The 18792-nt window shown below is 68.7% G+C and carries 16 protein-coding genes and 3 tRNA genes; 15 read left to right on the forward strand and 4 right to left on the reverse strand.

The window, feature by feature from the left end; genetic code table 11:
• The first annotated feature begins 22 nt into the window (after positions 1-22).
• The 5 genes from OSC27_RS12260 to OSC27_RS12280 all read left to right on the forward strand — a co-directional run bounded on the left by OSC27_RS12260 (position 23) and on the right by OSC27_RS12280 (position 7224).
• A complete protein-coding gene (locus OSC27_RS12260) occupies positions 23-1282 on the forward strand; it encodes a sugar ABC transporter substrate-binding protein (protein ID WP_267181763.1) in 1260 nt (419 codons plus the stop codon).
• Between the two features lie 50 nt (positions 1283-1332).
• Positions 1333-2310 carry a carbohydrate ABC transporter permease gene (locus OSC27_RS12265; RefSeq protein WP_267181764.1) on the forward strand — a complete coding sequence of 326 codons (978 nt, stop codon included), beginning with the start codon at positions 1333-1335 and terminating at the stop codon, positions 2308-2310.
• A complete protein-coding gene (locus OSC27_RS12270; RefSeq protein WP_267181765.1) occupies positions 2307-3125 on the forward strand; it encodes a carbohydrate ABC transporter permease in 819 nt (272 codons plus the stop codon). Before OSC27_RS12265 ends, OSC27_RS12270 begins: the two co-directional genes overlap by 4 nt.
• A gap of 69 nt (positions 3126-3194) precedes the next feature.
• Positions 3195-5201: a TIM-barrel domain-containing protein gene (locus OSC27_RS12275; protein ID WP_267181766.1), complete on the forward strand. Its 2007-nt coding sequence runs from the start codon at positions 3195-3197 to the stop codon at positions 5199-5201.
• Positions 5191-7224 (forward strand): glycoside hydrolase family 127 protein, encoded by a 2034-nt coding sequence (locus OSC27_RS12280; RefSeq protein WP_323374106.1) that lies wholly within the window; start codon positions 5191-5193, stop codon positions 7222-7224. The genes OSC27_RS12275 and OSC27_RS12280 overlap by 11 nt, the downstream gene beginning before the upstream one ends.
• A 90-nt stretch (positions 7225-7314) precedes the next feature.
• Here OSC27_RS12280 and OSC27_RS12285 read toward each other — a convergent pair.
• The 3 genes from OSC27_RS12285 to OSC27_RS12295 form a co-directional block, all read right to left on the reverse strand.
• Positions 7315-7390: transfer RNA gene (locus tag OSC27_RS12285), tRNA-Phe, on the reverse strand.
• An 86-nt stretch (positions 7391-7476) separates the two neighbouring features.
• Positions 7477-7553 (reverse strand) — tRNA-Asp (locus OSC27_RS12290).
• 33 nt (positions 7554-7586) lie between these two features.
• A tRNA-Glu gene (locus OSC27_RS12295) sits at positions 7587-7659 on the reverse strand.
• Positions 7660-8184: 525 nt separating this feature from the next.
• Between OSC27_RS12295 and OSC27_RS12300 the strand changes: the two genes are divergently transcribed.
• Entirely contained in the window at positions 8185-9450 is a 1266-nt protein-coding gene (locus OSC27_RS12300) for a peptidoglycan DD-metalloendopeptidase family protein (protein ID WP_267181767.1), read from the forward strand.
• Positions 9443-10741 carry a C40 family peptidase gene (locus tag OSC27_RS12305; RefSeq protein ID WP_267181768.1) on the forward strand — a complete coding sequence of 433 codons (1299 nt, stop codon included), beginning with the start codon at positions 9443-9445 and terminating at the stop codon, positions 10739-10741. The genes OSC27_RS12300 and OSC27_RS12305 overlap by 8 nt, the downstream gene beginning before the upstream one ends.
• A gap of 164 nt (positions 10742-10905) precedes the next feature.
• Here OSC27_RS12305 and ppa read toward each other — a convergent pair whose 3' ends face one another.
• Positions 10906-11397 carry an inorganic diphosphatase gene (gene ppa / locus OSC27_RS12310; RefSeq protein WP_267181769.1) on the reverse strand — a complete coding sequence of 164 codons (492 nt, stop codon included), beginning with the start codon at positions 11395-11397 and terminating at the stop codon, positions 10906-10908.
• Positions 11398-11666: 269 nt separating this feature from the next.
• On the opposite strand from ppa, the gene tilS reads away from it, so the two are divergent.
• The 8 genes from tilS to OSC27_RS12350 all read left to right on the forward strand — a co-directional run bounded on the left by tilS (position 11667) and on the right by OSC27_RS12350 (position 18764).
• On the forward strand, positions 11667-12887 hold the full coding sequence (tilS, locus tag OSC27_RS12315; protein ID WP_267181770.1) for a tRNA lysidine(34) synthetase TilS: 1221 nt from the start codon (positions 11667-11669) through the stop codon (positions 12885-12887).
• A gap of 47 nt (positions 12888-12934) precedes the next feature.
• Positions 12935-13489, forward strand: coding sequence for a hypoxanthine phosphoribosyltransferase (hpt, locus tag OSC27_RS12320; protein ID WP_267181771.1), 555 nt, complete (start codon positions 12935-12937; stop codon positions 13487-13489).
• A 159-nt stretch (positions 13490-13648) separates the two neighbouring features.
• The gene (gene ftsH, locus OSC27_RS12325; protein WP_267181772.1) at positions 13649-15655 is read left to right on the forward strand and encodes an ATP-dependent zinc metalloprotease FtsH; all 2007 of its coding nucleotides are present in this window, start codon (positions 13649-13651) and stop codon (positions 15653-15655) included.
• Between the two features lie 23 nt (positions 15656-15678).
• Entirely contained in the window at positions 15679-16260 is a 582-nt protein-coding gene (gene folE, locus OSC27_RS12330; RefSeq protein ID WP_267181773.1) for a GTP cyclohydrolase I FolE, read from the forward strand.
• 116 nt (positions 16261-16376) lie between these two features.
• On the forward strand, positions 16377-17177 hold the full coding sequence (gene folP / locus OSC27_RS12335; RefSeq protein WP_267182171.1) for a dihydropteroate synthase: 801 nt from the start codon (positions 16377-16379) through the stop codon (positions 17175-17177).
• Complete coding sequence (gene folB, locus OSC27_RS12340; protein WP_323374108.1) at positions 17174-17665, forward strand: dihydroneopterin aldolase; 492 nt, start codon at positions 17174-17176, stop codon at positions 17663-17665. Before folP ends, folB begins: the two co-directional genes overlap by 4 nt.
• On the forward strand, positions 17662-18300 hold the full coding sequence (folK, locus tag OSC27_RS12345; protein ID WP_267181774.1) for a 2-amino-4-hydroxy-6-hydroxymethyldihydropteridine diphosphokinase: 639 nt from the start codon (positions 17662-17664) through the stop codon (positions 18298-18300). The genes folB and folK overlap by 4 nt, the downstream gene beginning before the upstream one ends.
• Positions 18297-18764, forward strand: a complete 468-nt coding sequence (locus OSC27_RS12350) for a DUF3180 domain-containing protein (RefSeq protein WP_267181775.1) — start codon at positions 18297-18299, stop codon at positions 18762-18764. The genes folK and OSC27_RS12350 overlap by 4 nt, the downstream gene beginning before the upstream one ends.
• Positions 18765-18792: the final 28 nt, after the last annotated feature.

Below are 18792 nucleotides of genomic sequence, written 5' to 3' on the forward strand. Positions count from 1 at the left end.
CACTGATTCAAGGAGGAATACTGTGATCACGCGAGTTAGGAAGGGCCGTCTCATCGGCGCGGCAGTCGTCACCGCCGCGGTCGTCGCCAGCCTCGCCGGCTGTTCGTCGTCCGGCGGTAGTGGCGGCGACAGCAGCAGTTCGGGCGGAAGCTACACGTTCTGGGATCCGTACCCGCAGTTCGACGCATCAAGCGACTGGGCGAAGCTCATCGACCAGTGCGGTTCGGATGCCGGTGTCACGATCAAACGCACGGGGTACGACACGACCGACCTCACCAACAAGGCGCTGCTCGCCGGACAGCAGCACAACTCTCCCGACCTGCTTCTCGTCGACAACCCCGTGGTCTCCACTCTGGCGGATGCCGGGATCCTGACGACGACCGAGGAGTCGAAGCTCGACACCACCGGCATCCAGAAGAACATCATCAACGCGGGAATCGTCGACGGCAAGACATACGGTGTGCCGATCGGCGCGAACACGCTGGCGCTCTACTACAACAAGGCCGTGCTCAGCGCAGCCGGCGTGGATGTCGCCTCGATCACCGACTGGGACTCGCTGACCGCGGCCCTGGCCAAGGTGAAGGCCGCGGGCAAGAAGGGCATCACCTTCAGCGCCATCGGCACCGAGGAGGGCAGCTTCCAGTTCCTGCCCTGGTTCTGGGGATCTGGGGCCGACCTGATGAAGCTCGATTCGAGCAAGGCCGTCTCCGCTCTGGCGCTCTGGACCGACTGGGTGCAGAAGGGCTACGCGCCCAACTCGGTGATCAACAACACCCAGACGACCAGCTGGCAGGAGTTCGCCACGGGCGACTTCGCGTTCGGTGAGAACGGCACGTGGCAGCTGGGCAACGTGAAGAAGGCCGGCATCGACTACGGCATTCTCAACATCCCGGGTGCGAGCGGGCCGAATGCTCCGGTGCCCACCGGCGGCGAGTTCATGACCATTCCGGTGCAGAAGGACACCGCCCGGTACGCCACGTCGGCCAAGATCGCCAAGTGCCTCACCAGCACCGCGAACTTCGTGAAGACCGACAACACGCTCTCCTACATCGCCCCGACCGAGGCGGCGCAGAAGCAGCAGGTCGAGCAGAACCCCGAGCTCGGCCCCTGGGTCAAGGCCGTCGCCGCGGCGAAGGGTCGCACGAGCGACAACCTGGGCACGAAGTATCCGAAGATCTCGCAGCAGCTGTGGGGCGCGGTGCAGAATGCGCTGAGCGGCACGAAGTCGCCAGAGGATGCGCTCAAAGAAGCACAGACCGCAGCAGCGGCCGCTCTCAAGTAGCACGGCAACGACGCAACAACGACGAGTAACGCAACAACGACGAGGTTGACATGGCAGTGACACAGGCAGCCGGCACGCGGTCTGTGCGCGGAACGGGTGGGGCGGCGCGATCCGCCTCACCCGGCCGCGGGAGCAGGCCCCGGCGCAGACGGTCGGGCCAGTGGGCGGCGTGGGCGTTCCTCGCGCCCGTCGTCATCTACATGGTCGCGTTCTACGCGTATCCGCTCTACCGAAACCTCGAGCTCAGTCTCAAGGACTACACGGTTCGCGCCTTCGTCGAGGGCAACGCCCCGTTCGTGTGGTTCGACAACTACGTGAAGGTGTTCCAGAACCCCACCTTCGGGCCGGCGCTGCTGCACACCGCGCTCTTCACGGTGATCTCCATCGTGTTCCAGTTCGGCCTCGGCATGGCGCTCGCCGTGTTCTTCTTCCAGAACTTCCGCCTCTCGGCGACGCTTCGTGCCCTGTTCCTGGTGCCCTGGCTGCTGCCCCTCATCGTCTCGGCCTCCACCTGGTCGTGGATGCTCAACAGCGAGTCCGGCGTCGTCAACTCGGTGCTCGAGGCGTTCGGCGTCGGCCAGGTCAACTGGCTCACCTCGCCGCAATGGGCGCTGACCTCGGTCATCATCGCGAACATCTGGATCGGCATCCCCTTCAACCTCGTCATTCTGTACAGCGGCCTGCAGAACATCTCGGGTGACATCTACGAGGCTGCCGCGCTCGATGGGGCGAACGGATGGCAGAAATTCTGGCGCGTCACCTTCCCGCTGCTGCGGCCCGTCTCGGCCATCACGATCCTGCTCGGCCTCGTCTACACGCTCAAGGTCTTCGACATCATCTGGATCATGACGCGCGGCGGCCCCGCCAACTCGTCGACCACCTTCGCCACCTGGTCGTACCAGCTCGGCTTCGGCTCGGTGCTGCCCGACTTCAGCCCGGCCGCGGCCGTGGGCAACCTGCTGATCATCCTGGCTCTCATCTTCGGGCTCATCTATATCCGCACGCAGCGAAAGCAAGACCTGACATGAACGGCAAACGACCCTGGTGGAAGACGGCGATCGGCATCGTGCTGACGGCCGCCATGCTCTTCCCCGTCTACTGGATGATCAACGTCTCGCTGACCCCCGCGACGCAGATGCGCAAGTCGCCCCCGGCATGGTTCCCGGTCAACGCCACGTTCGAGGGCTATCAGGCCGTGCTGAGCCAGCAGCTGCCGTTCCTCGCGACGAGCCTCGTGGTCGGGCTCGGAACGGTCGTGCTGACGGTGGCGCTGGCGGCGCCCGCCGCATACTCGCTCGCCAAGCTGCGACCGCGCGGACGCGGCGCGCTGAACTTCATCCTGCTGATCGCGCAGATGATCCCCGGCATCATCATGGCGATGGGCTTCTACGCCATCTACCTGAACCTCGGCATCCTCAACACGATCCCCGGGCTGATCCTCGCCGACTCGACCATCGCCGTGCCGTTCGGCGTGCTGATCTTCACGGCGTTCATGTCCGGAATCCCGAACGAGCTGATGCAGGCGGCGAAGATCGACGGCGCCGGCTCGTGGCGAACGTTCCGCTCGGTCGTGATGCCCGTGAGTCGCAATTCGATCGTGACGGTGTCGCTGTTCGCGTTCCTCTGGGCATGGTCCGACTTCATCTTCGCCTCCACCCTCGACAGCGGCGGCTCCTCGAAGCCGATCACGCTCGGCATCTACGCCTACATCGGCAACAACAACCAGGAGTGGAACTCGATCATGGCCACGGCCGTCGTCGCCTCCATTCCCGCGGCGGTGCTGCTCGTACTGGCTCAGCGCTACGTCGCGGCAGGGGTGACGGCGGGCGCCGTCAAGGATTGAGGGCGGCCACGCGCATCCGCTCTGCATATTTTCAGTTCAGCTTCAGCTCATGACGGGAGACGTCTGCACGTGGTGACATTTCAGGAGTTCGACAACGCACTCGAGGTGCGGCACCGGCACGAGGTTCTGCGAATCGAGGTGTGGGGCGCCGACAGCGTGCGCGTTCGGGCGGCGCAGTACCGGCTGCCGACCGAGAGCGTCGGGGCGCTGGATGCCGTCGCCCCCGGTGGCTCGAGAGCCGCGGTGCAGCTCGAGCCGAACCGTGCCACGGTCGTCAACGGCGAGCTGACCGTCACCGTTCTCTTCGACACCGCGCTCGCCTACCCCGAGCCGCAGCTGCGCTTCACGCGCACGAGCACGGGCGACGAGTTGCTGGCCGAGAGCCGCGAGCATTTCTGGATGCCCGGAGCTCGCGTGTTCCTCGGCAATCGTTCGGGGGCGTACGAGATCCATCAGCAGTTCGAGGCGTACGAGGGCGAGAAACTGTACGGGCTCGGCCAGCGCACGCACGGGCGGCTCGACATCAAGGGGCTCTCGCTCGACCTGGTTCAGCGCAATGGTGAGGTGAACATTCCCTTCGTTCTCTCGAGCAGAGGCTATGGGATGCTGTGGAACGTGCCGGCCGTCGGCCGCGTCGAGTTCGCCTCGAACGCCACCCGGTGGCAGGCGCCTCAGGCGCGCGAGATCGACTACTGGATCACCGCCGCGCCCAGCCCCGCCGGCATTCTCGCGCGCTACGCCGACGCGACCGGGCACTCTCCCGAGCTTCCCGAGTGGGCCAGCGGATTCTGGCAGAGCAAGCTGCGCTACCGCGACCAGGAGGAGCTGATGTCGGTCGCCCGCGAGCACAAGCGACGGGGACTGCCCCTGTCCGTGATCGTCTCGGACTACTTCCACTGGTCGGCGATGGGCGACTACCGCTTCGATGCGGCCGAGTGGCCGGACCCGGCCGGCATGGTCCGCGAGCTGCGCGAGCTCGGCGTCGAACTCATGGTCTCGATCTGGCCCACCATCTCGCCGCTGTCAGAGAACTTCGCCGACTACCGGGATCGCGGCCTGCTTGTCGGCGCCGACCAGGGGGTGGAGTTCCAGCAGACCATTCAGGACAAGGGCATGACCACGCCCATGCCCCTGGCGTTCTACGACCCGACGAACCCGGAGACGCGCGAGTACGTGTGGGAGCTTGTGCGGCGCAACTACCTGGAGCACGGCATCCGCGTGTTCTGGCTCGACGCCTCCGAGCCCGAGCTGAACCCCGCGCATCCGTCGAATATGACGTTCTACGCCGGGCCGGGTGCCGAGGTGGCGAACATCTACCCGTCGGCCAACGCGCGGCTCTTCGCTGAGGGCATGGCCGCAGCCGGGCAGCCGCCGACCGTGCTGCTGTGCCGTTCGGCGTGGGCCGGCGCCCAGAAGTACGGTGCGGCCGTCTGGTCTGGCGACATCCCCGCCACCTGGCGGTCGCTCGAGCAGCAGGTTCGGGCCGGCCTCAACGTGGCGATCTCGGGCATTCCGTGGTGGACCACCGACATCGGCGGGTTCCACGGCGGCAACGCGAGCGATCCGGCGTACCAGGAGCTCATGATCCGCTGGTTCCAGTACGGCGTCTTCTGCCCGCTTTTCCGCCTTCACGGCGACAGGGAGCCGCGCACGCCCACCGGCTACTCGCAGACCGGAGGGCCCAACGAGGTGTGGTCGTACGGCGACGAGGCATACGGCATCATTTCCGAGCTGCTGCACCTGAGAGAGCGGATGCGCCCATACATCCACCAGCAGATGCACCTGGCGTCTGCGGCCGGTCTGCCCCCCATGCGGCCGCTGTTCGTCGACTTCCCGAGCGATGCGCGTGCGTGGGCCGTCGAGGATCAGTTCCTTTTCGGGCCCGACATTCTCGTGGCGCCGATCATGCGGGCGGGCCAGCGCTCGCGCGAGGTGTACCTGCCGAGTGGGTGCCGCTGGGTCGACGCGTTCGACGGCACGGTCGTCGATGGCGGCCGGGTTGTGACGGCGGATGCGCCGCTGTCGCGCATCCCCGTCTATGTGCGCGAAGGTGCCGAGGTGCCCCTTGCCGGCTGAGCGGGCTGAGCGCGCTGAGCGGGCTGAGCGCGTCGAACGCGCCGTGCGCGCCGGGCACGCCAGGCACGCCGGGCACCTCTCGTCGCTCGGCGGACCGGTCTCGCCCTCGCGCTCGGCCCTGCGGCCGCTCGGACCAGACGAGATCCGCATCACGGGCGGCTTCTGGGGTGAGCGGCAGGAGCTCAACGCGTCGACGATTCTCGGGCACTGCGAGAGCTGGATGGAGCGCATCGGCTGGATCGCCAACTTCGACCACGCGGCTGACGGCAGCATCGTGGGGCGCCACGCGGGCATCGAGTTCGTCGACTCTGAGATCTACAAGCTGCTTGAGGCGATGGCCTGGGAGCTGGGGCGGCGGAGCGATGCCGCGCTCGAGCGCCGGTACCAGGCGCTGGTGGCTCGCGTGGCGGCCGCCCAGGAGGACGACGGCTACCTGCACACGAGCTTCGGTCGTCACGGGCAGCCGGCGCGGTATACGAACCTGGAGTGGGGGCACGAGCTGTACTGCTTCGGCCACCTCATTCAGGCGGCGGTGGCGCGGCTTCGCACGGGGCATGACGACCGGCTGGTCGGCGTCGCGCGCCGGCTTGCCGACCACGTGTATCGCGAGTTCGGGCCGCACGGCCGGGACGCCGTGTGCGGGCACCCCGAGATCGAGCCGGCGCTCGCCGAGTTCGCGAGGGCGACCGGCGAGCCCAGGTACCTCGAGCTGGCCCGCCTCTTCGTCGAGAGGCGAGGGCGAGGCATGCTTCGCACCACCATCCAGCACGGGCACGAGTACTTCCTCGACGACATGCCCGTGCGCGAGGCGAGCGTGCTGCGCGGCCACGCGGTGCGGGCGCTGTACCTGGCGTCGGGGGCGCTGGATGTGGCCGTCGAGACGGGCGACGCGCAGCTCGCATCCGCTGTTCGAAGGCAGTGGGCCAACACGGTTCACCGCCGCACCTACATCACGGGCGGCATGGGGTCGCACCACCAGGACGAGGCGTTCGGCGACGACTACGAGCTGCCGCCCGACCGCGCGTATTCGGAGACGTGCGCCGGCATCGGCTCGGTCATGCTGAGCTGGCGGCTGCTGCTCGAGACGGGCGAGAGCCGCTATGCCGACCTGATCGAACGCACCCTGCTCAACAACGTTCTCGCGTCGCCGCGGGAAGACGGCCGCGCCTTCTACTATGCGAACACGCTGCACCAGCGCACGGCGGGAACGGCTCCCGACGACGACGCGCTCAGCCAACGGGCGGAGTCGAGCATGCGCGCGCCCTGGTTCGAGGTGTCCTGCTGCCCGACGAACGTGGCGAGAACGCTCGCGAGCGTCGGCCTGTACTTCGCAACAGCGACAGCGGATGCTGTGCAGCTTCACCAATACGGTGACTACGAGGTGCGCACCGAGCTGGAGGCCGGCACGCTGGGCGTGCGCGTCGCATCCGGGTATCCGTTCGAGGGGCGCGTCGCGGTGACAGTCGACGAAGCGCCGGACGCGGAGGTCGGTCTCGCGCTGCGGGTGCCTGGCTGGGCGGCGGGTGCCGCGTCGGTGCGGGTGAACGATGAGGCGCCGCTACCGGTTCCCGGGTCGCTGCCAGCCTCGGGCCGCGCGAGCACGGCGCTGGTGCGCAGGCGCTTCGCCGCCGGAGACAGGATCACGCTGGAACTGCCGATGGCGGCACGCATCACGACCCCCGACCCGCGCGTCGACGCGGTGCGCGGAACGGTCGCCATCGAGCGCGGCCCCCTGGTTCTCGCGATGGAGTCGACCGACCTGCCGGGCGGCCGCAGCGTTAACGGCCTGAGCGTCGACATCGCCGCCGGGATTGAGACGACGCCGTCGGGTGCGCGGGTGCGGCTGGGGCGGGGACTGCCGCCAGTGGGTGAGGAGTGGCCGTATGGCGCTCCTGCATCTGCAACGGCTGGCCGTGCTGGTACACGCGCGCAGGTCGACGAAGTCGACCTCATCCCCTACTTCCACTGGGCGAACCGCGGCCCGTCGACCATGCGCGTCTGGCTGCCGGTGGACGCTCGCTGAGGCCCGACCGAGCCTTTGGCGTTTCGGACCTGATTGCCCGCCTCCGTTAGCGAGGTCGGACGCGAGTGTGTGATCCGTGCTGGATGTACGTGGTGGCTCCGACCGGCGTCGATCCGGTGACCTTTCGATTTTCAGTCGAACGCTCTACCAACTGAGCTACAGAGCCGTGCGGCCGGCGAACCGACCTGGAGGGTCAGCGCAAACTGACCCATCTCGGTAAAAAGGCCTCCCTCTCGGAAGGCCTTCAAACCGTGGCGACCCTGACCGGACTTGAACCGGCGACCTCCGCCGTGACAGGGCGGCGCGCTAACCAACTGCGCTACAGGGCCAAGAGTGTTGAACCAGTATATTCAATTATTCGGTGACCCCAACGGGATTCGAACCCGTGCTACCGCCGTGAAAGGGCGGCGTCCTAGGCCGCTAAACGATGGGGCCTGGCGGGCCAAGACCTGCATGACTACCGACGCACAAGCATACGATGCGCCCACGTGAATTGCCAAACCGAGCGGCCTCGCTCTGGCGCTTCCGCGCTCGCCCCGTCTTCGGCCACACGCGAGTGGCCAAAAAGTGCCCTCATTCTTGGATTTGAGGGCGATATTTGGCCTCTCAGCGATCTCGGAGGGGGACAGGGCGAGCTGTGGTGGGCGCGGGAGCGACCACGCACGGGGCGGCCGGCAGCGGCCACGCACGAGCCGGGCAGCAGCGACCACGGGCGGCCGGGAGCGACCACGCGCGAGCGGCGATTCCGCGACGGGCGGCGGATGGGCGCCGTATCCCGGCATCCGCGGGTTAGATTCGTGCCGCGGCGGTCGAACCGCGTCGCCGCGCCACGGAACCCCCAGTTCGGGGCAACCGGAGGGACCGCGAGCCCCCTGTTGCTACTGTTAACGCCGTTGACAACGGTATCCGTGTGACTGGTGTGACCTGTGGGGGGTCACGAGCAGACGGGTTCGAGGAACAATGAAACGCACTGAACCGACCACAGGGCGTGCTCGGGCGCGAGGCCGCCTCGGCATGGCCATTGCCACCGTCATCGCGCTCGCGACCGTCGGTCTCGTGGCCGAGCCCGCGTGGGCCACCGACTACCCCTCCTGGCAGGACGTTCAGAACGCCAAGTCCAACCAGGCCGCGGCCTCCGCGGAGGTCTCCAAGATCAACGCGCTCATCGCCAACCTCAATGCCGAGGTCGCGCAGACACAGGCCGAGGCCGTCAAGCGCGGCGACGAGCTGAGCGCCGCGCAGGACGCCTTCGACAAGGCCGATATCCGTGCGAACGACCTGCAGACCCAGGCAGACAAGAGCCGAGCAGAAGCGGATGCCGCCACCGCTCAGGCTGGCAGGCTCGCTGCCCAGCTGTACCGCACCGGCGGCGCAAACCTCACGATGAACATCTTCCTGAGTGCCGGGCCCGGCACGAAATCGAAGAAGCCTGACCAGTTGCTCTCGGACCTGGGCAGCATGACGAAACTCGTCGAGCACTCGAGTGGCGTCTACAAGACGGCCGTCACCGCCCGCAACTCCGCGGACGCGCTCAGCGCGCAGGCTGCCGTTGCCAAGACCGAGCGCGAGACGCTGCGGGTGGCCGCGCAGAAGGCGCTCGAAGCTGCTGCCGCCGCCGCGAAGGCGGCGCAGGACAAGCTCGCCGAGCAGCAGAAGCAGCAGGTGGTGCTGCAGGCGCAGCTGGCGGCGCTCACCGACAAGACCGCGACGACGGTTGCCGGGTACCAGGCCGGCGTGGCCGCCCGCGCGGCCGCGGCCGCAGCGGCGGCAGCGGCGGCAGGCGGCGCGGGACTTCCGGGCGGCTGGGTCGGCTCGCAGGGCTGGGCGATCCCCGCGCGCGGCCCGATCACCGGCAGCTACGGCGCCCGCCCCGCACCCTGCTACGGCTGCTCGAGCTATCACCTCGGTGTGGACATCGGCGCCGGCTACCACGCCGGCATCTACGCCGCGGCTGCGGGCGTCGTCTCATATGCGGGCCCGGCCTCGGGCTACGGCAACCTCATTCTGATCAACCACGGCGGCGGCATCGTCACCGCCTACGGGCACATGGAACGCAACCAGATCTTCGTCGGTATCGGCCAGCGAGTCGTCGCGGGTGAGGCCATCGCCCGCGTCGGCTCGCAGGGGCACTCGACCGGCCCGCACCTGCACTTCGAGGTGCGCGTCAACGGATCGAAGGTCAACCCGATCACCTTCATGAGAGCACGAGGAGCACCACTTGGCTGAGAAGACTCGACGGCACGGCTCGCGGCGGGCGGCGGTGAGCGCGGTCGGTGTCGGCGTCATCGGCGCCGTCACCGCATCCTTCGGCATCGCGGCCCCCGCGTACGCAACCGACTACCCGTCGTGGAACGACGTTCAGCAGGCGAAGGCAAACGTCGCCAAGCAGCAGGCCATGATCTCGCAGATCACCACGCTGATCGAGGGGCTGCAGAAGGCAGCCGACGAGGCGGGCCGCCAGTCGATGATGGCCGACGAGGCGTACCTCGAGGCCAAGGCCGCGCTGGAATCAGCCACGCAGAAGGCCGCCGACCTCGAGAAGCAGGCGCAGGCCGCGGCCGAGAAGGCGAAGACGTCACAGATGCGTGCGGGCCTGCTCGCCTCGCACCTGGCGCGCAGCGGGGGGCAGAACCTCTCGGTCGACCTGCTCATCAAGGGGGGCGAGGGCAAGTCCGCCGACAACCTGCTGTACCAGCTGGGCACCATGAGCAAGCTGACGCAGCAGTCCCAGCGCATCTACGCCGAGGCCGAGAGCGACCGCAACAACGCCGAGTCGCTGACCGCGCAGGCCGAGGCGGCCCAGAAGGAGAGGCAGCAGAGAGCGGATGCCGCATCCGCTGCCCTTGAGAAGGCGCATGCCGCCGAGGCCGCCTCTCGCGCCGCGGTCGCCACCGAGCAGGAGAAGTCGACGGAGCTCATCTCGCAGCTGGCGACGCTGAAGAACACGTCGGTCGAGGTCGAGGCCGGGTACCTGAAGGGCGAGGCCGAGCGCAAGGCTGCGGCCGCTGCGGCTGCTGCTGCTGCCGCCGAGAGGCGACGCCAGGCCGAGGCTGCGGCTGCTGCGGCTGCCGCGGCGGCGAATCACGGCGGGGGCGGAGGGTCGGCGGCGCCGTCGGCTCCGTCGGCTCCGAACGGCAGCCAGGTGGAGCGCGCGATCTGGTACGCGGAACAGCAGCTCGGCGAACCGTACGTGCTCGGAGGCGAGGGCCCTTCGGTCTGGGACTGCTCGGGGCTCACCATGATGGCGTACCGCTACGCGGGGGTGAACATCGGCGGGCACTATGTGCCCAGCCAGTACGCGACGATGCAACGGCAGGGCCGGCTCGTGCCGTACTCGCAGCGGCAGCGCGGCGACCTCTTGTTCTGGAGCAGTGGCGGCGGGGCGTACCACATCGCCATCTACCTGGGTGGCGGAATGATGATCGCGGCGCCGAAGGCCGGTGACGTGGTGAAGATCCAGCCCGTGTGGGGCTACGGCGGCGACCTCATGGGGGTTGTGGGCCGCCCCACCGGCTGAGCCGCTCCGCGCCGGGAGCGGCCGGCTCCGGTTCAGCTCGCCGCGCCACCGAGTGTGGGTGTTCGCGACGAGAGTGAGAGGTCGACCGCCCTATCTCGTCGCGAACACTCGTTTTCGGCGGAGTTTGCGCGGTCCGCGCCAAAGGCTGCCGATGAGCGTGCCGCTCAGTGGCCCTCTTCGGCCAGCTTCTTCAGGCCGGCCTGCACGATCTCTTCGGCTTCGGCCGCGTTGCCCCAGCCCTCGATCTTGACCCACTTGTTCGGCTCGAGGTCCTTGTAGCGGGCGAAGAAGTGCTCGATCTCCTTGCGCGTCTGCTCTGGCACGTCGTCGACGTCCTGGATGTGCTGCCAGCGCGGGTCCTTGTGGGGTACAACGACGACCTTCGCGTCGCTGCCCGCCTCGTCGCTCATGTTGAGCACGCCCACGGGGCGCACCTTCACGCCGACGCCCGGGAAGAGCGGGTACTCGAGCAGCACGAGGGCGTCGACCGGATCGCCGTCGAGGCCGAGCGTGTTCTCGAAGTAGCCGTAGTCGACGGGGTACACGAAGCTCGTGAAGAGCACGCGGTCGAGGTACACGCGACCGGTCTCATGGTCAACCTCGTACTTGTTGCGGCTGCCCTTGGGGATCTCTACGACGACGTCGTACTCTGCCATGACTCTTCTCCTCGCGTGAAAGTTCTCGCGACAAATCTACCCGTGTGCTGCAGCGCTCGTGCCGCGCGTCATGGTCATGGCTCGGGGCAGATCGCGGGTGGTGAGCGCGGGAACCCGCGATTCGGCCCGACGCAGCGAGTAGTGCCGTGAGGAGTGCGCGGCGGAGACTGGGGTTCGGGGCAGATTGCGCGTAGTGGGCGCTGGGACCCGCGATTCGGCCCGACGCAGCGAGTAGTGCCGTGAGGAAGCTGACGTAATAGCGTTGCGGCATGGCCTCTGAGCACGGTGCCACGCGCCGCCCCCGTCTGACGCCGGCGATCGCCGACGTGCGCCGCGCCGTGCGCTCGGTGCTCGAGGCCGACAGCGTCAGGGCAGGCAGCGCCGATTCCGAACTTGTGCTCGTCGGGCTGAGCGGCGGCGCGGATTCGCTCGCGCTCGCCGCGGCGACCGCTTTCGAGGCGCCGCGCGCGGGGCTGCGGGCCGGAGCGATCATCGTCGACCACGGGCTCCAGCCCAATTCAGCGGATGTCGCCGCCGCCGCCGCAGCCCAGGCGCGTGCGCTCGGGCTTGATCCCGTGATGGTGAAGACGGTGACCGTCGGTGGGGGTTTCGAGACGGGCGCTGGTGCGCCCTCCTCAACCTGCGCAGGTGATCGGGGTTTCGAGACGGGCGCTGGTGCGCCCTCCTCAACCCGCACAAGGGGTGGGGGTTTCGAGACGGGCGCTGGTGCGCCCTCCTCAACCCGCACAAGGGGTGGGGGTTTCGAGACGGGCGCTGGTGCGCCCTCCTCAACCCGCGGCGGCGGCGGGGGTGGGCCGGAGGCGGCGGCGCGCGACGCGCGGTACGGGGCGTTCCGCGAGGCGCTCGCGCAGACGGGCGCCTCGCGCATCCTGCTCGCTCACACCCTCGACGACCAGGCCGAGACGGTTCTGCTCGGGCTGGCCCGCGGATCGGGCGCGACCAGTCTGTCGGGCATGGCACCGCAGAACGGGCCGTATGTGCGCCCGCTGCTCGGCATCCGCCGTGAGACGACCCGGGCATTCTGCCGCGACTGCGGGCTTGAGCCCTGGGAGGACCCGCACAACAGCAACCACGCGTTCGCGCGCGTGCGGGTGCGCGAGAGCGTGCTGCCGACGCTCGAACGCGAGCTCGGCCCCGGCATCGCCGACGCTCTCGCCCGCACCGCCGAGCAGCTGCGCGAGGATTCCGAGGCGCTCGACGCCATGATCGTCGAGACGATCGAGGACATCTGTGAGCCTGCCGAGGCGGGCATCGCGGTGTTGGTTGGGGCGCTCGCGGCGAACCCGGCGGCGTTGAGGGGTCGCATCATCCGCTATGTGGTGCACAGCGAGTTCGGGGTGTCGCTGCACCGCAGTCACACCCTCGCCGCCCTGCGCCTCGTGACCGACTGGCACGGGCAGGGCGCGCTCGATCTGCCAGGCGTTAGAGTGGTCAGGCAGGGGAGCCGCCTGATCTTCACGCGGGCCTGACGACGAACCACCTGACGACGCGAAACAGAAGGATCGAACCCGCCGACATGGAACTCTCCGACGCACAGGAGGACCTGACCGAACTGCTGATCAGCGAGGAGGAGATCCGGGCGAGACTCGCGGAACTTGCTCGCGAGATCGAGCGAGATTATGCGGGCGACGACGTTCTGCTCGTGGGCGTGCTGAAGGGCGCGGTCATGGTCATGGCCGACCTGTCTCGTGAGTTGCGCATCCCCGTGACCATGGACTGGATGGCGGTCAGCTCGTACGGCAGCGGCACGGCGTCGAGCGGAGTGGTGCGCATCCTCAAAGATCTCGACGCCGACCTCACCGGTCGGCGCGTGCTTATCGTCGAGGACATCATCGACTCCGGGCTGACGCTCTCATGGCTTCTCGCCAACCTGAATTCGCGCGGACCGGCATCCGTCGAAATCTGCACACTGCTTCGCAAACCGGATGCCGCCCGCGTCTCGATCGACGTGAAGTATGTGGGCTTCGAGATCCCGAACAAGTTCGTTGTCGGGTACGGCCTCGACTACGACGAGCGGTACCGCAACCTACGCGGAATCGGCGTTCTCGCCCCCAAGGTGTACGAGCACTGACGTCTGTGGGTTGAGGAGCGCGGAGCGCGTCTCAAAACCCAGCTGGCTGCGATTTCGAGACGCGTGCTTCGCACGCTCCTCAATCCGCCTCGTTCGCAATTCGCCTCTTGGCGAACACGCAGTTCTCGCCCAGCGGGAGGGCGATAACCTTACAGCACCATGAACCTCAAGAAGATCTTCCGCGGTCCGATCCTCTATATCGCGCTGGCCCTGATCGCGGTGTGGATCGGCTCCAGCCTGATCACCATGTCTGGCTTCAAGGACATCTCGACCGAGAAGGGTCTCGAGTACCTGAAGAGCGGTCAGGTGCAGAGCGCGAAGGTCATCGATGGCGACCAGCGGGTCGACCTCACGCTTACGCATGCCGACAAGAAGGACGGCAAGCAGGTTCAGTTCAACTACGTGCAGCCGCGCGGCGCCGACATCGTGAAGGCGATCGACAACGCTGACCTTCCCGGCGGCTTCAACGACGAGGTGCCGCAGCAGAGCTGGCTGCTCTCGATGCTCGGGTTCCTCATTCCCGTGGCCATCTTCGGCCTGATCTTCTGGTTCATCCTGTCGAGCATGCAGGGTGGCGGCAACAAGGTCATGCAGTTCGGCAAGTCCAAGGCCAAGCTCGTCTCGAAGGAGACGCCCAAGGTCACGTTTGAGGATGTCGCGGGGGCCGACGAGGCCGTCGAGGAGCTGCAGGAGATCAAGGAGTTCCTCAAAGAGCCGGCGAAGTTCCAGGCGGTCGGCGCGCGCATCCCCAAGGGTGTGCTGCTCTACGGCCCTCCCGGAACCGGTAAGACGCTGCTCGCGCGTGCCGTCGCGGGCGAGGCCGGCGTTCCCTTCTACTCCATCTCGGGTTCTGACTTCGTCGAGATGTTCGTGGGTGTCGGCGCGAGCCGCGTTCGCGACCTGTTCCAGCAGGCGAAAGAGAACGCCCCCGCCATCATCTTCGTCGACGAGATCGACGCCGTCGGCCGCCACCGCGGTGCCGGCATGGGCGGCGGCCACGACGAGCGCGAGCAGACGCTCAACCAGCTTCTCGTTGAGATGGACGGCTTCGACGTCAAAACCAACGTCATTCTGATCGCGGCGACGAACCGCCCCGACATCCTCGACCCGGCGCTGCTGCGCCCCGGCCGCTTCGACCGGCAGATCGGCGTCGACGCGCCTGACCTGCTTGGCCGCAAGAAGATTCTCGAGGTGCACGGGCGGGGCAAGCCGCTCGCGAAGAGCGTCGACCTCGACGTGCTCGCCCGCAAGACCCCGGGGTTCACGGGTGCCGACCTGGCGAACGTGCTGAACGAGGCGGCGCTGCTGACGGCGCGCTCGAACGCCCAACTCATCGACAACCGGGCGCTCGACGAGGCCGTCGACCGCGTTGTCGCCGGCCCGCAGAAGCGCACGCGCGTGATGAAGGACAAGGAGAAGCTCATCACCGCGTACCACGAGGGCGGCCACGCCCTCGCCGCAGCCGCGATGCGCCACACCGACCCGGTCACGAAGATCACGATTCTGCCGCGAGGCCGGGCGCTCGGCTACACGATGGTGCTGCCGCTGGAAGACAAGTACTCCATCACCCGAAACGAGCTGCTCGACCAGCTGGCCTACGCCATGGGCGGCCGCGTCGCCGAGGAGATCGTGTTCCACGACCCGACCACGGGTGCCTCGAACGACATCGAGAAGGCCACGGGCATCGCGCGCAAGATGGTCACCGAGTACGGCATGAGTGCCGACGTTGGCGCCGTGAAGCTCGGCCAGTCGTCCGGTGAGATGTTCCTCGGCCGTGACATGGGGCACCAGCGCGACTACTCCGAGCAGATCGCCGAGCGCGTCGACGCCGAGGTGCGGGCGCTCATCGAGAAGGCGCACGATGAGGCGTGGCAGGTGCTCAACGAGAACCGCGAGATCCTGGACCGGCTCGCCGGGCAGTTGATCGAGAAGGAAACGCTCGACCACAACCAGATCGCCGACATCTTCAAGGACATCACCAAGCTGCCGGAGCGGCCGCAGTGGCTCTCCAGTGACAACCGGCCCATCTCGAACGTGCCGCCCATCTCGATCCCGCGCGAGAGCGCGCCGGTCGACCCCGGAGCGACAGACGGCGGCATCGATTCCGAGCCGCCATCGAAGCCGAAGCGCGCCCGCGCGCCCAAGGCCCGCCCGGCAACGGCGTAGGCAGAGCCGTCACGGTGGCGCCCGTGGGCGGAGTCGATCGGGAACGCATCCAGCGCGCGGTGAGCGAGCTCCTGCTTGCCATCGGCGAAGACCCGAGCCGCCCCGGCCTGGCGAGCACGCCGGAGCGCGTCGCTGACGCGTACGCGGAGTTCTTCGACGGGCTGGGGCGCGATCCGCTCGCCCTGCTGAGCGACAGCGTGCCCGCCGGCGAGCACGACACCGAGGCGGTCGTCGTGCGCGGCATCGCGTTCCGTTCCGTGTGCGAGCACCACCTGCTGCCGTTCCTCGGCACCGCGCACGTCGCATACCTGCCGGGGGAGCGGGTGGTCGGCCTCGGCCGTCTCGCCCGCGTGGTCGAGACGCTCGCCGCGCGCCCGCAGCTGCAGGAGCGCCTCACCGAAGAGATCGCCGACACGCTGCAGCATGGGCTCGGCGCCCGCGGCGTTCTCGTGGTGCTCGACGCGGTGCATGGCTGCGTCGTCGCCCGCGGCTCCCGCCAGACCGGCAGCTCCACCGTGACCGTCGCGAGCCGGGGTGACCTCACCGACCCCGCGGCACGCGCCGAGATCATGGCTCTCATGAGCTCGGGCGGGAGCGAGCGGTGAACGAGGGCGGCAGCGGCGAGCCCGACGCGGGAGCCGATGGCGGCAGCGGCGACCAGGGCGCCGGCGTTCCGAGTTCTAGTGGCGTTCCGGGCTTCGGCGACGGCCGCACCCTGATCATGGGCGTGGTCAACGTGACCCCCGACTCGTTCAGCGACGGCGGCCGCTATGCCCAGACGGATGCGGCCATCGCGCACGCGCTCGAACTCGTCGCCGAGGGCGCCGACATCATCGATGTCGGCGGCGAGTCCACGAGGCCCGGAGCGGTGCGGGTGGGTGCGGCCCAGGAGCAGCGACGGGTTCTTCCGGTTGTACGAGAGCTGGCCGATCGCGGCATCCGTGTGAGTGTCGACACCATGCACGCCGAGACCGCGAGGGCCGTCGCCACCTCGGGCGCGGCGATACTCAACGACGTCTCGGGCGGCCTCGCCGACCCCGCCATGGCCGCCGCCGTGATCGAGAGCGGGCTGCCGTTCGTGGTCATGCACTGGCGGGGCCAGTCGATCACCATGAACCACCAGGCCGTCTACGCGGATGCGGCCGCCGAGGTGCGCGACGAGTTGTTCGCCCGCGTCGACACCCTGCTCGGCCAGGGGCTCGAGCCCGGCAAGCTGATTCTCGACCCCGGCCTCGGCTTCGCGAAGAACGCCGAGCACAACTGGCGGGTGCTCGGCCACCTCGACGCGTTCGTCGGGCACGGGTTCCCCGTGCTCGTCGGGGCGTCGCGCAAGCGGTTCCTGGGCGCGCTTCTGCCGGCCGACGCCCCCATGGCCGCGAGGGACGCGCCGACCGCGGTCGTGAGTGCGCTCGCCGCACGGGCCGGCGCCTGGGCGGTGCGTGTGCACAACGTGGCAGCGACCCGGCTCGCACTCGACGTGGTCGAGGCATGGCACGCTGGAGAGGGAGGCGGAGACGCATGAACGAGGCAGAACAGGGCACCCGGCCGGGGCGCGCGATGGCAGGCGGGGACAGCATCACGCTCACCGGCCTGCGCGTGCACGCCCACCACGGCGTGTACGACTTCGAGCGCGAGGCCGGGCAGGAATTCGTTATCGACGTGACCGTCTGGCTCGACCTCGCCGCCCCGGCGTCGAGCGACGACGTCGCCGCGACCATTCACTACGGTGAGTTGGCCGAGCAGGTCGCCGATGCCGTGCGCCGGGACCCCGTCGACCTCATCGAAACGGTCGCCGAGCGTGTGGCGCACGTCGTGCTCGCTCACGAGGCCGCCGACGCCGTGCGCGTGACCGTGCACAAGCCCGACGCGCCCATCGAGGTGCCCTTCGGCGATGTTGCCGTGACCATCGAACGGGCCCGTGAACGGCGCCCGGGTGCCCGCGTCGTCGGCTTCGCCGCACAGGCCAGGGCAACGGATGCCGCGCCCGGCGCCCAAGGGGAGCTCGCGTGACGGCCGCCCCACGGCCGCCGCGGCCCGAGCGGCTGCGACCGCGGGGATCCGCGGTGCTCGCCCTCGGCAGCAACCTCGGCGACCGCGAGGCGACGCTGCGCTCGGCTGTGGCGGCGCTGGGGGCTGCCGGCGGCATCCGTGTCGTGGCGCTCTCGCACCTGGTCGAGACGCCGGCCATCAAGCTCGACGGGGTAGACCGCAGCGCGCCCGCGTACCTGAACGCAGTGGCGCTCGTGGAGACCGTGCTCGACCCGCTCGCCCTGCTCGGCATCGCCAATGCGATCGAGGCGGCGCACGGGCGCACGCGCGAGGAGCGCTGGGGCGACCGCACGCTCGACATCGACGTGATCGACTACGACGGACGCATTCAGGCGGATGGGCAGCTGACGCTGCCGCACCCGCGCGCGGCCGAGCGTGCGTTCGTGCTCGCGCCCTGGCTCGAGGTGGCGCCGCAAGCAGCCGTGCCCGGACGCGGCACCGTCGGCGCCCTGCGTGCTGCGGCGACCGACGAGGTTGCGCCGTACGTGTCGGAGAGCTGGGATCGGCTGGTGCGCGAGGTTCGTGAGGAAGGCGGAGCAGGCAGCGCCGCCGCCGCTGCCGACGTTCGTGAGGCAGGCGAGGTGAGCGGTCGATGAAGCGCACGCACGCGACCCCGCTGCTCGGCCTGGCCCTCGCCGGTGCCGTGGCCGGGTTCCTGCTTGAAGTGGCGCTCGTCGCGAGCAGCCTGCCCATGCTGGTGCCGCCGCTCACGCTGCCGGTGACGCTCGTGGCCATCGCGATCATCGTGGTCGCGTTCGCGATTCCCATCTACCGTGCGGTGCACGGGCACACGAAGCGGCGCATCGACCCGTTCCAGGCCATGCGAGTGGCCGTGCTCGCGAAGGCGTCGAGTCTGGCTGGTGCGATCCTCGGCGGGGCCGGCGTCGGCGTTCTCGCGTACATGGTGAGCCGGCGGATGCTGCCAGGCGGCGATGTGATCGGGCTCGCGGTGGGGGCGACGGCGGCGGCCGTCATCCTGCTGATTGCCGGTCTTGTGGCCGAACATCTGTGCACCCTGCCGCCGCCCGGTGACGACAAAGAAGCGCCCGAGGCTCACTGAACCTCGGGCGCTTCCGCCAGCCTGCGCC

Origin of the sequence: Microbacterium sp. STN6 (assembly GCF_026410545.1) — a bacterium.
In the GTDB taxonomy this organism is placed as follows: domain Bacteria; phylum Actinomycetota; class Actinomycetes; order Actinomycetales; family Microbacteriaceae; genus Root112D2.

Excerpts from the sequence above, each read along its gene's own strand:
- OSC27_RS12265 (WP_267181764.1), top strand. The coding sequence starts at position 1,333 with ATGGCAGTGACACAGGCAGCCGGCACGCGGTCTGTGCGCGGAACGGGT.
- OSC27_RS12270 (WP_267181765.1), top strand. The coding sequence starts at position 2,307 with ATGAACGGCAAACGACCCTGGTGGAAGACGGCGATCGGCATCGTGCTG.
- OSC27_RS12300 (WP_267181767.1), top strand. The coding sequence starts at position 8,185 with ATGAAACGCACTGAACCGACCACAGGGCGTGCTCGGGCGCGAGGCCGC.
- ppa (WP_267181769.1), bottom strand. The coding sequence starts at position 11,397 with ATGGCAGAGTACGACGTCGTCGTAGAGATCCCCAAGGGCAGCCGCAAC.
- tilS (WP_267181770.1), top strand. The coding sequence starts at position 11,667 with ATGGCCTCTGAGCACGGTGCCACGCGCCGCCCCCGTCTGACGCCGGCG.
- hpt (WP_267181771.1), top strand. The coding sequence starts at position 12,935 with ATGGAACTCTCCGACGCACAGGAGGACCTGACCGAACTGCTGATCAGC.
- ftsH (WP_267181772.1), top strand. The coding sequence starts at position 13,649 with ATGAACCTCAAGAAGATCTTCCGCGGTCCGATCCTCTATATCGCGCTG.
- folP (WP_267182171.1), top strand. The coding sequence starts at position 16,377 with ATGGGCGTGGTCAACGTGACCCCCGACTCGTTCAGCGACGGCGGCCGC.
- folB (WP_323374108.1), top strand. The coding sequence starts at position 17,174 with ATGAACGAGGCAGAACAGGGCACCCGGCCGGGGCGCGCGATGGCAGGC.
- OSC27_RS12350 (WP_267181775.1), top strand. The coding sequence starts at position 18,297 with ATGAAGCGCACGCACGCGACCCCGCTGCTCGGCCTGGCCCTCGCCGGT.